General features: G+C 63.0%; 14 protein-coding genes. 8 read left to right on the top strand and 6 right to left on the bottom strand.

The window, feature by feature from the left end; all coding sequences use genetic code 11:
* The first annotated feature begins 85 nt into the window (after positions 1-85).
* The 5 genes from deoC (at position 86) to AC4P1R_RS19515 (ending at position 5484) form a co-directional block, all read left to right on the top strand.
* On the top strand, positions 86-1093 hold the full coding sequence (deoC, locus tag AC4P1R_RS19535) for a deoxyribose-phosphate aldolase (RefSeq protein WP_151613694.1): 1008 nt from the start codon (positions 86-88) through the stop codon (positions 1091-1093).
* Between the two features lie 4 nt (positions 1094-1097).
* On the top strand, positions 1098-3482 hold the full coding sequence (locus AC4P1R_RS19530; RefSeq protein ID WP_151613693.1) for an aldehyde dehydrogenase family protein: 2385 nt from the start codon (positions 1098-1100) through the stop codon (positions 3480-3482).
* A gap of 120 nt (positions 3483-3602) precedes the next feature.
* Entirely contained in the window at positions 3603-4058 is a 456-nt protein-coding gene (locus AC4P1R_RS19525; RefSeq protein WP_151613692.1) for an RbsD/FucU family protein, read from the top strand.
* 94 nt (positions 4059-4152) lie between these two features.
* Positions 4153-4581 (top strand): OsmC family protein, encoded by a 429-nt coding sequence (locus AC4P1R_RS19520; RefSeq protein WP_151613691.1) that lies wholly within the window; start codon positions 4153-4155, stop codon positions 4579-4581.
* Positions 4582-4671: 90 nt separating this feature from the next.
* Positions 4672-5484 (top strand): dimethylarginine dimethylaminohydrolase family protein, encoded by an 813-nt coding sequence (locus AC4P1R_RS19515; RefSeq protein WP_151613690.1) that lies wholly within the window; start codon positions 4672-4674, stop codon positions 5482-5484.
* An 11-nt stretch (positions 5485-5495) separates the two neighbouring features.
* Here the strand turns inward: AC4P1R_RS19515 and AC4P1R_RS19510 are convergent, their stop codons facing one another.
* Positions 5496-6554, bottom strand: coding sequence for an adenylate/guanylate cyclase domain-containing protein (locus AC4P1R_RS19510; RefSeq protein WP_151613689.1), 1059 nt, complete (start codon positions 6552-6554; stop codon positions 5496-5498).
* A 245-nt stretch (positions 6555-6799) separates the two neighbouring features.
* Here AC4P1R_RS19510 and AC4P1R_RS19505 point away from each other — a divergent pair, with 245 nt between their 5' ends.
* The gene (locus AC4P1R_RS19505) at positions 6800-7255 is read left to right on the top strand and encodes an SRPBCC family protein (protein WP_151613688.1); all 456 of its coding nucleotides are present in this window, start codon (positions 6800-6802) and stop codon (positions 7253-7255) included.
* A gap of 113 nt (positions 7256-7368) precedes the next feature.
* Here the strand turns inward: AC4P1R_RS19505 and AC4P1R_RS19500 are convergent, their stop codons facing one another.
* Together AC4P1R_RS19500 and AC4P1R_RS19495 are read right to left on the bottom strand one after the other, a co-directional pair.
* A complete protein-coding gene (locus AC4P1R_RS19500) occupies positions 7369-8745 on the bottom strand; it encodes an FAD-containing oxidoreductase (RefSeq protein ID WP_151613687.1) in 1377 nt (458 codons plus the stop codon).
* Positions 8742-9200: a DUF4126 domain-containing protein gene (locus AC4P1R_RS19495; protein WP_151613686.1), complete on the bottom strand. Its 459-nt coding sequence runs from the start codon at positions 9198-9200 to the stop codon at positions 8742-8744. The genes AC4P1R_RS19500 and AC4P1R_RS19495 overlap by 4 nt, the downstream gene beginning before the upstream one ends.
* A gap of 336 nt (positions 9201-9536) precedes the next feature.
* On the opposite strand from AC4P1R_RS19495, the gene osmF reads away from it, so the two are divergent.
* On the top strand, positions 9537-10454 hold the full coding sequence (osmF, locus tag AC4P1R_RS19490; protein ID WP_151613685.1) for a glycine betaine ABC transporter substrate-binding protein OsmF: 918 nt from the start codon (positions 9537-9539) through the stop codon (positions 10452-10454).
* Positions 10455-10801: 347 nt separating this feature from the next.
* Here osmF and AC4P1R_RS19485 read toward each other — a convergent pair whose 3' ends face one another.
* Together AC4P1R_RS19485 and dmeF are read right to left on the bottom strand one after the other, a co-directional pair.
* Positions 10802-11077, bottom strand: coding sequence for a metal/formaldehyde-sensitive transcriptional repressor (locus tag AC4P1R_RS19485; protein ID WP_015886866.1), 276 nt, complete (start codon positions 11075-11077; stop codon positions 10802-10804).
* A 23-nt stretch (positions 11078-11100) separates the two neighbouring features.
* On the bottom strand, positions 11101-12099 hold the full coding sequence (dmeF, locus tag AC4P1R_RS19480) for a CDF family Co(II)/Ni(II) efflux transporter DmeF (protein WP_151613684.1): 999 nt from the start codon (positions 12097-12099) through the stop codon (positions 11101-11103).
* A gap of 433 nt (positions 12100-12532) precedes the next feature.
* On the opposite strand from dmeF, the gene AC4P1R_RS19475 reads away from it, so the two are divergent.
* Positions 12533-13201 (top strand): FadR/GntR family transcriptional regulator, encoded by a 669-nt coding sequence (locus AC4P1R_RS19475; protein ID WP_069456943.1) that lies wholly within the window; start codon positions 12533-12535, stop codon positions 13199-13201.
* A gap of 572 nt (positions 13202-13773) precedes the next feature.
* On the opposite strand, the gene AC4P1R_RS19470 is transcribed toward AC4P1R_RS19475, so the two are convergent.
* Positions 13774-14022, bottom strand: a complete 249-nt coding sequence (locus tag AC4P1R_RS19470; protein ID WP_069456985.1) for a heavy-metal-associated domain-containing protein — start codon at positions 14020-14022, stop codon at positions 13774-13776.
* Positions 14023-14181: the final 159 nt, after the last annotated feature.

Here is a 14181-nt window from a genome sequence, read left to right as displayed (position 1 = left end):
AATCTAACAAAAGGTAGAAACGTAACAATGCCGGTGCGTGCCGAGAGCGGCTGCCCGGCGAACCTCGGCACCAGGGAGTAGTCGCTTGGAAGAGCTTGCTGTGAGGGGCGCCGCTGCCGCCCCTCCCGTGGGCGCGGGCCATAATTGGCCGCGCAATGACGGGGTCGACCTTGATCTGGGCTGGGTGCTCGACCAGCGCGTCAATCTCTCGGCGGCGGAGCGGCGCGTGGCGACGTTGCCCGGCCGACGCACGGTCAAGAAGGACGCGCAGGCCGCGTGGCTGTTGAAGGCGGTGACCTGCATCGACCTCACCACGCTCAATGGCGACGATACGACGGAGCGCGTCAAGCGCCTCTGCGCCAAGGCGCGTCACCCCATACGTCTGGACCTCCTCGATGCACTCGGCATGGGCGATCGCGACATAACGACGGGTGCCGTCTGCGTCTACCATCGCTTCGTCTCGACGGCGGTGGAAGCGCTCGAAGGCTCCGGCATTCCGGTCGCCGCCGTTTCGACCGGCTTTCCGGCGGGGCTCGTGCCGCATGACGTCAAGCTTCGCGAAATCGAAGCATCGGTCGCGGATGGCGCGCGGGAGATCGACATCGTGATCACCCGCGAGCATGTGCTGACCGGCAATTGGCAGGCGCTTTATGACGAGATGCGCGATTTCCGGGCCGCCTGCGGCGATGCCCATGTGAAGGCGATCCTCGCGACCGGCGATCTCAAGACGCTTCGCAACGTCGCCCGCGCCTCGCTCGTCTCAATGATGGCCGGCGCCGACTTCATCAAGACCTCGACTGGCAAGGAAGGCGTCAACGCCACCCTGCTTGTCACCCTCGTTATGCTGAGGATGATCCGCGCCTATCAGGAGCGGACGGGGATCAAGGTCGGCTACAAGCCGGCCGGCGGCATCTCGGCGGCGAAGGACGTGCTGAACTACCAGTTCCTGATGAAGGAGGAGCTCGGGCGGGAATGGCTCGAGCCGGATCTCTTCCGCATCGGAGCATCAAGCCTGCTGGCCGACATCGAGCGCCAGCTCGAACACCATGTCAGCGGCGCCTATTCGGCCCTCCACAGACACCCGATTGGATAAAGCGATGAGCGTCGCCAGGTTTTTTGACGAAATGTCCTACGGTCCCGCACCCGAAGCCGACGCCGAGGCGCGCCAATGGCTGGCGCGGCACGACGGCGAATTCGGCCACTTCATCAATGGCGCATTCGTCGCCGCAGCGTCGGGCAAGACCTTCGACAGCTTTGAGCCCGCGACAGGCACGCTGCTGGCAAAGGTGGCGCTCGGCGGATCGGAGGACGTGAACGCCGCGGTTGCCGCCGCCCGCAAGGCGCAAGCGCCTTGGGCGAAGCTGCCCGGCCACGCCCGTGCGCGGCATCTTTACGCGCTTGCCCGCATGATCCAGCGTCATGCGCGCCTGATTGCAGTGGTCGAGGCGCTCGACAACGGCAAGCCGATCCGCGAGACGCGCGACATCGACATTCCGCTGGCAGCCAGGCACTTCTATCACCATGCCGGCTGGGCGCAGCTGCAGGAAACGGAATTCGCCGACCACGTTCCCGTCGGAGTCGTTGGCCAGGTGATCCCCTGGAACTTCCCGTTCCTGATGCTGGCCTGGAAAGTCGCGCCGGCACTGGCCCTCGGCAACACGGTTATCCTGAAGCCGGCAGAGTTCACGCCGCTGACGGCGCTGCTCTTCGCCGAGCTGGCGGGTGCGGCCGGGCTGCCGCCGGGCGTTTTGAACGTCGTGACGGGCGAGGGCGAGACCGGCGCGCTGATCGTCGAACACGAGGACATCGACAAGATCGCCTTCACCGGCTCGACGGAGGTTGGCCGGCTTATCAGAGAGAAGACCGCCGGCAGCGGCAAGTCGCTGACGTTGGAGCTCGGGGGCAAGTCGCCCTTCATCGTCTTCGACGACGCCGACATCGACGCGGCCGTCGAAGGCGTGGTGGATGCGATATGGTTCAATCAGGGCCAGGTCTGCTGCGCCGGCTCCCGTCTGCTCGTGCAGGAAGGCGTGGCGCCGCTCTTCCATGAGCGCTTGAAGCGACGTATGGCGATGTTGCGCGTCGGCCTTCCACTCGACAAGGCGATCGACATGGCGGCGATCATTGCGCCGGTACAATTGCAGCGGATCGAAACTCTGGTCGCAAAGGGTGTTTCCGAGGGGGCGTCCATGCACCAGCCGAGGATCGAACTGCCCAAGGGCGGCAGCTTCTACCCGCCGACGCTGCTGACGGACGTCCAGCCGACCTCCGTCGTGGCTACGGAGGAGATTTTCGGGCCGGTGGTTGTGTCCATGACCTTCCGCACGCCGGAGGAGGCGATCCAGCTCGCCAACCATTCCCGCTACGGCCTTGCCGCCAGCGTCTGGAGCGAAACGATCGGGCTTGCCCTGCACGTGGCGGCCAAGCTCGCGGCCGGCGTCGTCTGGGTCAACGCCACCAATCTCTTCGACGCCTCGAGCGGCTTTGGCGGTAAACGCGAATCCGGCTTCGGCCGCGAGGGTGGCAAGGAGGGCTGCTACGAATATCTGAAGCCGAAAGCCTGGCTCGGCCGCAAGCTGAGACTGGAGCCGGTTCAACCGGCTCTGAAACCGGTCGCCGGCGATTTCGGCTTGCCGGCGCTCGACCGCACCGCCAAGCTCTTCATCGGCGGCAAGCAGGCGCGGCCGGACGGAAACTATTCGCGCCCGATATTGTCGCCCAAGGGCAAGCCGGTCGGCGAGGTCGGTGAGGGCAATCGCAAGGATATCCGCAACGCCGTCGTCGCCGCGCGAGCGGCATCCGCCTGGAGCTCGGCAACCGCGCACAACCGGGCGCAGATCCTCTATTACATTGCCGAGAACCTGAGCTCCCGGGTGGCGGAGTTTGCCGATCGCATCGTCGCGATGACCGGTGCATCCGCAGCCAACGCGAAAGCCGAGGTCGAAGCGTCAATTGCGCGGCTCTTCAGCTATGGCGCCTGGGCGGACAAATACGAGGGTACCGTGCACCAGCCGCCCTTGCGGGGCGTTGCGCTGGCCATGCCGGAGCCGCAGGGCGTCGTCGGCGTCATCTGCCCGCCAGAGGCGCCGCTCTTGGGCTTCATCAGCCTGGTTGCGCCGCTGATCGCCGTCGGCAATCGTGTTATTGCCGTTCCGAGCGAACCGCATCCGCTTGCCGCGACCGATTTCTACTCGGTCCTCGAAACCTCCGACGTCCCGGCCGGCGTCGTCAACATCGTCACCGGCTCGGCGGTGGAACTCGCAAAGACGCTTGCTGCGCATAACGACGTCGACGCGCTCTGGGCTTGCGGCTCGTCGGAACTGTCGACGCTCGTCGAGAAGCTCTCGACCGGCAATCTGAAGCGCACCTTCGTCGACTACGGCAAGGCAATCGACTGGATGGATCGATCCGCCGCCGAAGGCCCGGCATTTCTGCGCAGGGCCGTGGACGTGAAGAACATCTGGATTCCCTACGGCGAGTAGCGCCGAAGCTCGCAGCAGTGGAGAAAGCGGAAAGGCCGTTGACGACGGGCGGCGGAAACGGCCTGATGCCGCGAGGCTGCCGTCGGCTTCCGCCCGCGGCGCATTGGCAGGAGGACAGGAATGCTCAAGAATATCGACCCGGCTCTAAACGCGGATGTGCTGCATGCCCTGCGCTCGATGGGGCATGCCGACACACTGGTGATTTCCGACACGAATTTCCCGTCGGATGCGATTGCCCGCCAGACGACGCTCGGCAAATTGCTGCACATCGACAATGTCTCGGCCGCCCGGGCGATGAGGGCCGTGCTTTCGGTTCTCCCGCTCGACACGCCGCTTCAGCCCTCGGTCGGTCGGATGGAAGTGATGGGAGCACCCGGCGAGATCCCGCCGGTCCAGGGCGAGGTACAGGCCGAGATCGACCGTGCCGAGGGAAAACCGGCGCCCATGTACGGCATCGAGCGTTTCGCTTTCTACGAAGCTGCCAAGAAAGCCTATTGCGTCATTACAACGGGCGAAACCCGTTTCTACGGCTGCTTCCTTCTCACGAAGGGTGTCATTCCTCCGGAGTCGGACTGAAAACACAATCGGCTGAAGGTACATGCCAGCAGGACGCTGGTGGAACCGCGTCTTTGCTGGAATACTGTCTTCGTTTCGAGGATGGGAGCCGACCATGATGGAGCTGAATCTTACGAGCCGGCATACGGGCGCCACCGCCGTGGTGGGGCGAACGGGTTTCCCGAATGTGGCCTCGATGTCGGGCGGGGTGCTCGACGTCGTCACCAGCCCGTCGCAGCCGGGCTTCGATCCGCTCGACCTTCTCTATGCTTCGCTTGCGAGTTGTCTTGTCCTCGGCGCTCGTGACGCTGCAAGCCGATTCGGCGTCCTCGACCGGCTGGACGAGGTCTCTGCCAGGGTCACCGGCGAGAAGGCCCACGATGAGCCCTCTCGCATTGCGCGCTTCGATATCGAGTTGACCATCAAGGGCGAACTCGATGATGTGGTTCGTCAAGCCATCGCCGTGGCGGCGGAAAACGAGATCTGCACGATCAGCAATAGCCTGCGGGGCAACCCCGAATTCGTGAGCAGGGTTTCGGGCTGAACGGGGAAGAGGGCGTCCCACGGCATTCCGACAAAACAAAAGGTGAGCAGGACGTCGGCGAAGCCGCGCAATCTGCTTGGGAAACAAACCATGGAGGGAACAGATTTGATTCCGGCTGCCGTCTTCGAGTTCAATTCGGTCATTGTCCGTGAACCTTCGCTCAGCGTCGTCAATGGGTTGCGTGCGGAGGATCGCGGCAGCCCAACTTACGAGGGCGTCAAGGCGGAGCACGAAGCCTATATCGAGGCGATGCGCGGTGCCGGCGCAAAGGTCACCGTCCTGCCGCCGCTCCCCGCTTTCCCCGACTCCGTTTTCGTCGAGGATCCGGCGCTTGTTTTCTCGGAAGGCGCAATCCTCCTGCGACCGGGCGCTCCGACGCGCCTGAAGGAGGTCGACGCGATAGCGCCGACCCTGCACGACATGTTCGATGTGGTTCTCAGACTAGCGGACGGTTATGCGGACGGCGGCGATGTGCTGACAACGGCGCGTGGGGTCATGATCGGCCTTTCCGCCCGCACTGACAGGGTCGGCGCCGAGGCGCTCAAGGCCAGTCTCGAAAAGCTTGGTCGCAAGAGCGAGGTCGTCGCGACGCCCGAGGGCGTGCTGCATTTCAAGACCGATTGCTCGCTCCTCGACGAGGAGACGGTACTTACGACCAGCCGCCTCACGCGTTCGGGCGTATTCAAGGCATTCCGGCAGATGATCGTTCCGGAGGGCGAGGAGGCGGCGGCGAATGCGCTCCGCGTCAACGATGTCGTCATGGTCGGTTCGGATTTTCCGCGCACGATCGAGATGCTCGACAACGCGGGCTATCGGGTCGCGCCGTTGAAGACCACGGATATCGGCAAGATCGATGCCGGGCTCTCCTGCATGTCGTTGCGGTGGTTCAATGACAAGATGTGAGTGTGCGCCGTTCATGCATCCGGCAGGGTGAAGACGGCGCAGGGGGATGAGATGCCGCGCAGCGCATGCTCGCCGAGCGGCAGCAGCGGCGTGGCTGTTTCGGCGGCGACCGCCCCCGAAATCAGCACCGATCGGCCGAGAGGCCGGCACAGGCCCTCCAGCCGGCTGACAAGGTTGACCGCGGGGCCGATGGCGGTGAAATCCAGCCGGTCTACCGCGCCGATATTCCCCCACAGGATATCGCCGAGATGCAGCGCCGTGCCATAGGGGAGCGGCGGCAGGCCCCGCGCCTGCCGCCGCTCATCGAGATGGGCCATGCCGGCGCGGGCGGCGACGACCGCACGCAATGCCGCCTCGCAGGCTTCGGCCGGCCCATGCGTGACGGGGAAGATTGCCAGCACGCCATCGCCGATAAACTTCAATACCTCGCCGCCGAAAGCATGTATCGCTCCGGCGACCCGGTCGAACCAGGCGTCGAGGTCGGCGATCATCGCAGCCGGTTCGCTCGCCTCCGAAAGGGCGGTGAAGTTGCGCATGTCGGCGTAAAGCAGGGCGGCCCGGATCATCTCTCCCGTGCCGCGGTTGAGCGCGCCGGCTTGCACCCGGGCGGCACTGCGCTTTCCGAGATAGGCCTCCAGCAGCCCCGTCAGTGCCGCCCGCTCGGTCAAGGCGGCCAAGGGCGCTGCGGCAAAGCGCGCGGCCTGGCGCAATTGACCGGCTTCGGCAGGGGCGAATGGTCGTGTTCCGGCCCAGCCCAGAACCGGCCCGTCCGGCGTCCGGCCGATCGCAACCTCCTCAACCGGACCAAGCCCGGTCAGCCAGTTTCGCCCATCCTCAGTGGGTAGAGCACCGGCAAAGCCGAGCGCCTCGATGACCGCCCCGGTCTCCGCCCGCCACAGCCAGGTGCGGCGGGCAATGATCGGATGCGGCACCGCCAGCGTCAGGGCCCCGCCGGCCAAAGGAAGTCCGTCGGCCAATAGTCGTTCGCCGAGCTCGGCCAGAAACCGGTCGGGGCCGATCGAGCCACTGGCCTCGTCCAGGAGCCAGGCGAGAGGTGCGGGCAGATCCATGCCGGCGATCATAGCGTGACGGGCACAGGCCTGTCATCCGCGCGAGGTGGTGGAGCGTTCGGCTCCGGCGGTCTGGATCGATGCGGGTTTCGCTGCGGAGCTCGGCGCGGCGCCTGCTGCCCGTCTCCTTAAATTGACCTCGTTTTTAGGACAATGACAGGCAACAAATCGAAGCGCTGCAGCGACCATCACAGGTCAGGTCGGCTGAAGTCGTTCATTGCCGTCATCACCATAGGGGGAGACCGATGCAAGAAGCCCTCGTCGTCCGCCGCGAGACGCACATTCCGGCGCCGCCCGCCGCGGTGTTCGCCCTGCTGACCGATCCGGAGAAGATCCTGCGTTGGATGGGAACGGAGGCCGAGGTCGAGCCGCATCCCGGCGGTCTCTATCTCGTTAATGTTACCGGCGCACGCTGTGCCCGTGGCTCCTTCCGCGAAGTGGTGCCGGTGCACCGGCTGGTATACAGCTTCGGCTGGGACGACAGCGATATCGTGCCGCCGGCCTCGAGCCTGGTCGAGATCGACCTCGTCGAGCAGCCGGACGGCACACTTTTGCGCCTGACCCATTCGGGCCTGCCCACTGCCGAGCAATGCGCCGGTCATGCGGAAGGCTGGGCCCATTATCTCGACCGGCTGGCCGAGGTCGCTGCTGGACGCGATCCCGGCCCGGACCCCTGGCACGGTCGGACCGGCAGGGAATGATCGGGCCGATGCGCTAAAGCGCGTCGCGTTTAATCGTGTTCGTGCAACGCGCTTTAGTTTGTTTTCATGCACGTCGTTGTCCAAAACCGCTGCATACCTTTGGGCGACGTGCACTAGGTCGCCGGCGAAAGCTCGCCCAACACCGTCGGGATCAGCTCCGTGACTGTCGGGTGGATGTGCATGGCCCGTTTGATCGTGGTGTAGGGCTCCTTTGCATACATCACGTCAAGCACGCTGTGGACCGCCTCGTCGCCGCCGGTTCCGAGAATGGCGGCCCCGAGGATCTCCTCGGTGTCGGCGTCGACAATCACCTTCATAAACCCTTCCGTCTCGCCTTTCTCGACCGCGCGGGCGACCCGCGTCATCGGCCTCGTGCCGATCAGCAGCTTACGGCCGCTCTTGCGAGCCTCGCTCTCCGTCATGCCGGCCCGGCCAAGCGGCGGATCGATGTAGAGCGCATAGGTCTGGATGCGATCGCTGACTTTGCGCGGGTCGTTGTCGAGGAGGTTGGCCGCGACGATCTCGAAATCGTTATAGGCAGTGTGGGTGAAAACGCCGCGGCCATTGCAGTCGCCCAGCGCGAAGATATGCGGCACATTGGTTTGCAGGACGTCATCGACCTCGATATAGCCGCGCTCATCGGTCTTGACCCCTGCCTTGTCGAGGCGGAGATCGTCGGTGTTGGGGCGGCGGCCGGTGGCCAGCAGCACGTCCGAGCCGACGACTTCCGGCGCGCCCGAGGTGCAGTCGACGCCCGCGGAAATGCCGTCTGCCTGTTTGGCGAAGCGGATGCATTCCGCATTGAGGCGGATATGGATGCCCTCCTTCTCGAGAATGGCACGGATTGCGTCGGAGACCTCCGGGTCTTCCCGCGAAATCAGGCGCGGCCCCTTCTCGATGACGGTGACGTCGGATCCGAAGCGGCGGAACATTTGCGCGAATTCCAGCCCGACATAGCTGCCGCCGATGATGACGAGATGTTTCGGCAGATGATTGAGCTCCATGAGCGAGCTGTTGGTGAGATAGGGGATGTCGTTGATGCCGGGGAGATCGGGGACCGCGGCGCGGCCACCGACATTCAAGAAGATCCGCTCGCCGGAAATTTCTTCGTCGGCGACGCGCATTTCTCGCGGGCCCTCGAATTGCGCATGGCCTTCAAAGACGGTGCAGTTCGTCATGCCCTTGAGCCATTTCTCCACGCTGGAGCGGGAATCGAGCCGGATCTTATCTTTTCGCGCCATCACGCGGTCGAAGTCCACGGACACGGGCGCGGTCGTCATCCCGTACTCCGCGCCGCGTCGGGCCGTATGGATCGCATAGGCGCTGGCGACCATGGCCTTGGTCGGCGTGCAGCCGGTATTGACGCAGGTGCCGCCGAAGAACTTGCGCTCGACGAGCGCCACGGTTTTGCCGGCTTCCGTCAGCCGGCCGGCGAGGGACGGCCCGGCCTGGCCGGCGCCGACGATGATTGCGTCGAAATGCGTGCTCATGACGATACCACCCAGAATGCCAGGAGAATGGCGACCAGATCTTCGAGGAGGGCGACGGGGAGGTCCCTGCCTCCAAGCCTCGCAGCCAGGCGCTTGCGGAACTCAAAGCCGCCGAACGTACCAATGACGGCGCCGATCACGCCGGCAACCGCGCCGCCAAAGAGTGAGCCGTCGACGGTGGCCATCGCCGCCCCGCAGAAGCCGCCGCTCACGATCCGCGCCCCGAACTGCTGCGGAACCGTGCGGCTCGGCGTGTTCGGGAGCTGGTCGGTGACATATTCGATAATAGCGAGAAGGCCGAACATGTAGGGTGCAAAGCGGAACCCCATGAAGGCGGCCCAGCTATTGGCAAGGGGCAGCCAGCCGGCCGTTGCCGCGATACTCACGGCCGCCGGTGCTGTCATCGTACGAAGACCCGCCACAATGCCGATGAGAAGAGCAAGAGTATAGAGCATCTTTGAGCCTCCACGCGGGCTTCGAGCGGACCATGCGAACGCTTCAGAAATTGCGTGGCTTTTCAGCCGTCCCGTATCATGCTTGCCTTGCAAGAGCAGGAATGGACCGGCTCGTTGCGGCCGGGAGATCGCCGCGACGGCGGACCCCGCAAGAGTGACCGACTTCAACGGCGTTTGCAACCTTGCTGAAGGGGGGATCGTCGGGCAAATTCAACCTCAGGTCCGGAGGGGAAGCTTACTCTATTTTTCGCCGAACGCTGACCTATATGGCAGCTCGAACGGACGCAGCCGAGAATCCATAATCAACACCGTGGGATCAAATCGAGGGAGACAATCATGCGCCTGACTTTGGTGAAAACGCTTATCGGTACTGCTCTAGCCCTTGCGCTCACCTCCGCCGCGGCCAAGTCCGACGTCGTGGTCTCCTCCAAGATCGACACGGAGGGCGGCGTGCTCGGCAATATCATTCTCGCCGTCTTGAATGCCAATGGCATCGAGACGACGGACCGTGTCCAACTCGGCGCCACGCCCGTCGTGCGCAAGGCGATCACCGCGGGCGAGATCGACATCTATCCGGAATATACCGGTAACGCCGCCTTCTTCTTCGAGAAGGCGGACGACCCGATCTGGAAGGATGCAGCCAAGGCGTATGAAGAGGCCAAGAAGCTCGACTATGAAGCCAACAAGATCGTCTGGCTGACGCCGTCGCCGGCCAACAACACCTGGGCGATCGCACTGCGCAAGGAGGTTGCCGACGAGAACAACCTCAAGACCCTGTCGGACTTCGGTAAATATGTGAGCGAAGGTGGCGAGGTCGTGCTTGCAGCCTCCGCCGAATTCGTGAACTCGGCCGCCGCGTTACCCGCCTTTCAGACCGCCTACAATTTCACGCTGAAGCCGGAACAGCTCATCACGCTTTCGGGCGGCGATACGGCGGCGACGATTTCGGCGGCCGCGAACCAGACGAACGGCGCCAATGCGGCAATGGTCTACGGCACCGACGGCGGCATCGCCCCCTCGGGCCTCGTCGTTCTCGAGGACGACAAGAACGTGCAGCCGGTCTATCAGCCGGCGCCGATCATTCGCGAAGCGGTCCTGAAGGAGAACCCGGAAATCGAGACGCTCCTGAAACCCGTGTTCGAGAAGCTCGATCTGGTGACGCTGCAGGAACTCAATGGCCGCGTGCAGGTCGGCGGCGAGCCCGCCAAAGCTGTCGCAGAGGATTTTCTGAAGAAGAACGGTTTCCTGAAGTAATACCAAGTCTCGATGATAGGATCATAGTGGTGAAAATCTGATGCTTGGTACCGAGTGCGAATTACCTGTTCCGACCCATTGCGGACCTCGCTAGCATTCAGTCAGAACGGCCGGCTCCCGAACCGGAAACGGCTATTGACCGCGACCGCGCATTTCGCGGACATTTGCACCCGCGCTTTACTTTAGTTCTCGCCGCGACAGGCGAAGATCCGAGGCTGCGCGCGGCGAACCGACCGGGGGCCACAGGCTAGCCGGAGCCGCCTTCGACGGCCACGAACGTCAGTCTGACGGAAGCTCGCGGTCGAACCGGCGCCGAAGCCTGTACCGCAGGCCCGCAAAACCGACCGCTACTTTAGGTAGGCGCGCAGAACATCGATCAGTTCGGCAGCGCCCTCGTCGCGTTCCTTCTGGGATAGCCCCTCGGCGGCGACGTGCATCAGGACATGGTCCTCGATCACCTCGCCCATGAGGCCGTTGACGGCGCCACGCACCCCGGCGAGCACCTGCATGACTTCGGCGCAGTCCTTCTCGTCGATGAGCATACGCTCGACAGCCTCCATCTGGCCGCGAATGCGGCGCACGCGATTAATCAGCTTTTGTTTTTCGCGGATGGTGTGGCTCATGTGCAGTTCCTTGTCGCCCCGGTTTAAGCCGCGCGAGCTTCAATCTCGACGGTCACATGCGACAAATCCTGAATAGCTGCAAGCTTATCCCGATAATAGGAGGGCGCACGGGGCTTGTCCGTTACGATCGAAACGATGGCGCCGTGATGGCCCGGTCCGAGTTGCCATACGTGCAGATCAACGATGTCCGCACCTTCGCGCGTGATGATCCCCTCGATTTCGTCCGGCAGGTCCTCGTCTTCCGGAATGTAGTCGATCAGCACCGAGCCGGCATCGCGAATGAGCCCCCATGACCAGCGCGCGATGACCAAGCCGCCGACGATGCCCATGGCGGGGTCCAGCCAGGTCCAACCATAAAGGCTACCACAGGCCAGCCCTGCGATCGCCAGTACCGACGTCAGTGCATCGGCCAGGACATGGAGATAGGCTGCCCGAAGGTTCTTGTCCTCGCCCGCATGGTCATGATGCGTGTGATGACCGGGATCGTGCCCGTGGTGGTGATGATCGTCTTTCAGAAGCCATGCGCAAAGGAGATTGACAGCCAAACCCACGACAGCAACGGAAATCGCTTCATTGAAGTCGATGGCGACAGGACTTCTGAGACGCATGAGGCTTTCCCAGCCGATCAGCAGAGCAATCAGGGCGAGCACGACGGCGCTGGCAAAGCCGGCAAGATCACCGAGCTTGCCGGTGCCAAAAGAAAAACGCCGGTTATGGGCGTGTTTGCGAGCATAGAGGTAGGCGAGCGCCGTAATAAGCAGGGCGGCGGCATGTGTCGACATGTGCCAACCATCGGCCACAAGCGCCATCGACCCAAACAGGTTTCCTGCGACGATCTCCACCACCATCATAGTGGCGGTGATGGCAATGACGAGCCAGGTCCGCCGCTCGTTGCGAGCGTGGCTGTCGCCGAGGAAAAGATGATCATGAGCCGCGTTGAGCGCCCGACTGGACTCGTGGCGATGGCCGTGATCCTGGCTGTGAGGGTCGGAATGACCATGCAGGTTGCGGGATGGCATCATGAAGTTCCCAAACTACCCGGATAATGATATAGGGGGATATACTATCATGGACGACAGAGGGCAACGCCTGTCTGCTGAATGCAAGCTAAGAATGCCCGTGACGAATGCCGTCGTCGGTGTCTGATCAAGCCGCCGACGAGAATGCTGCGGCAATTGCTCCCAGCTGGGCGGAAAGCGTACATAGAACAGTTTGCTCAGCAGCTACCCGAGTGTTTGGGTCACGATCACGGCGGGGATGAACAACTGGGCAGGAGCATCGCCGACTACTGCTAAGCCGAGGCCGAGAGACAAGGGGTTGGTTTGTTGCGCGGGAGCTGGCCCAGGTTCAGCACCCTTCGCTACCAATCAGGTTTGACACGCGGTTAGAGGATTGGTGTTGAAATTGGTGTCAATGTAGATCAATTTGGTTGCGGAAAATATTTGGCGAGGGCCCATGAGCGCGGTCTTGAAGGATTTCATCGAGGCGGAAGGTCTGGAGCCGGGGGACCGGTTACCGCCTGAGCGCGACCTAGCGCTCAAACTCGGGCTGCCGCGCACCGCACTTCGACGGATGCTTGCTTCTCTGGAGAAGGAGGGCCGGCTCATCAGGCATGTGGGCAGGGGAACATTCATCGCCGGCAGCGGGGTTACCTCGACGGCGCTGCGTCGCCCGCCAGGCAGCACGGGAGATGCGTTGCGCACCTATCCGGCCGAAGTTTTCGAGGTTCGGCTGATCATGGAGCCCAAGATCGCGGCGTTGGCGGCGTTACGGGCTACCAGGCAGGAGATCGACGAAATGCAGAAGTCGATCGATCGGGGCAGCGCGGCGGAAACCCTGGTCGAATTCGAGAAATGGGACGCTGTCTTTCACCGCATCATTGTCGGAGCCGCCCGCAATGGTCTTCTCGCCTCGCTCTATGAAGGCATTCACACGGTACGGGCGGGAAACCTGTGGGGGAAAATGAAGGAGCAGTCCCTAACCCCTGAGCGCATGAAGGCCTATATCGCAAAGCATCAGGCCACTCTTGACGCCATCAAAGATCGCGACAGCAGAGAGGCCGAGCGAAACATGTACGACCACATTGTCGAAGCCAGAACAAACATGCTTGGCCCGAACACCTGAGCACCTGATTTGAGCGGTCTATTTCGAGCGTGTTGTCCGTTACGGTCGACAGCGATTCGCTCGACGATGACCGCTCCGGCAAGACTGCCGCCGAGCTGCGCGAGACTGTTGCATGCGGGTGGCGCCAGAAGGTCCCGCATCCGGCAGGATGAACTCGTACAGGAAGCTCTCGCCGGGCCTGATCGGCGGCTGCGTCAGTCTGGTACCCCGCCCACGGCGTTGGGGAAGTCTGATGCCGCGGCAGAGAACACTCGTCTCCTGGTCGAGTCCTCAACCATCAGACTTGCGGGCTCACCCTGGCAGCCGCACGACTCCATTCGATTATACGTCCCGACCCTTGGTTTCCACCGATCGGGTTCAGATAAAAAGGAGACTTCCAAGTGCACCACATCGACGTCCCCGACATGACCTGGGGGCATTGCGTTAGTGCAGTGGAAAGCCGTGAAAGCCGTCGATCCGAATACCAGGTCCCGTGAGACACGGCCGCTCCCCAGGCGCACGCCTCCGAGACCCTTCGATGTCGGAGCCTCAGAGGTTTGCCTTGATCACTGCCGAGCGGCTGCTCTCGTGGTTCAGCCGATCGGCTGGGGCTCGTAGCCGGCTGTCCGAAGGGTCTCTGCGGCTGCGGCCGCGTCTCCCGCTACCGTAACCTCCCGAGACGCCAGATCAATGGAGATCTCGGTCCCCGGCATGGTCGTCGCGAAGGCCTTGCGTATCGTACCCGCGCAATGGTCGCAGGTCATGTCGGCTACCTTGAAGCGGACCCCCGAAACGGCAGGTTCGCTGGCGCTGGAAGCATGATGCTGATGTTCTCCGCACATAAATTTCATCTCCTGGGTAATCATTGATGCACACGCATCCTGCCGTTTCCAACGGTTGGAAGGTCAAGAACTTTTTTCACCCTTATGCGGCCGAAATAAATTTTTTTGGGGGCTTGACCTTCCGACCGTTGTAAGCCTTACAAACAGATGCAGTCGATT

The sequence above is a fragment of the Sinorhizobium sp. Y406 genome (assembly GCF_058732025.1).
This window is presented reverse-complemented; position numbering and strand designations above follow the sequence as displayed.

Coding starts and splice junctions, on each gene's coding strand:
- AC4P1R_RS19530 (WP_151613693.1), top strand. CDS start 1,098: ATGAGCGTCGCCAGGTTTTTTGACGAAATGTCCTACGGTCCCGCACCC.
- AC4P1R_RS19525 (WP_151613692.1), top strand. CDS start 3,603: ATGCTCAAGAATATCGACCCGGCTCTAAACGCGGATGTGCTGCATGCC.
- AC4P1R_RS19520 (WP_151613691.1), top strand. CDS start 4,153: ATGATGGAGCTGAATCTTACGAGCCGGCATACGGGCGCCACCGCCGTG.
- AC4P1R_RS19515 (WP_151613690.1), top strand. CDS start 4,672: ATGGAGGGAACAGATTTGATTCCGGCTGCCGTCTTCGAGTTCAATTCG.
- AC4P1R_RS19510 (WP_151613689.1), bottom strand. CDS start 6,554: ATGGATCTGCCCGCACCTCTCGCCTGGCTCCTGGACGAGGCCAGTGGC.
- AC4P1R_RS19505 (WP_151613688.1), top strand. CDS start 6,800: ATGCAAGAAGCCCTCGTCGTCCGCCGCGAGACGCACATTCCGGCGCCG.
- AC4P1R_RS19500 (WP_151613687.1), bottom strand. CDS start 8,745: ATGAGCACGCATTTCGACGCAATCATCGTCGGCGCCGGCCAGGCCGGG.
- AC4P1R_RS19495 (WP_151613686.1), bottom strand. CDS start 9,200: ATGCTCTATACTCTTGCTCTTCTCATCGGCATTGTGGCGGGTCTTCGT.
- osmF (WP_151613685.1), top strand. CDS start 9,537: ATGCGCCTGACTTTGGTGAAAACGCTTATCGGTACTGCTCTAGCCCTT.
- AC4P1R_RS19485 (WP_015886866.1), bottom strand. CDS start 11,077: ATGAGCCACACCATCCGCGAAAAACAAAAGCTGATTAATCGCGTGCGC.
- dmeF (WP_151613684.1), bottom strand. CDS start 12,099: ATGATGCCATCCCGCAACCTGCATGGTCATTCCGACCCTCACAGCCAG.
- AC4P1R_RS19475 (WP_069456943.1), top strand. CDS start 12,533: ATGAGCGCGGTCTTGAAGGATTTCATCGAGGCGGAAGGTCTGGAGCCG.
- AC4P1R_RS19470 (WP_069456985.1), bottom strand. CDS start 14,022: ATGTGCGGAGAACATCAGCATCATGCTTCCAGCGCCAGCGAACCTGCC.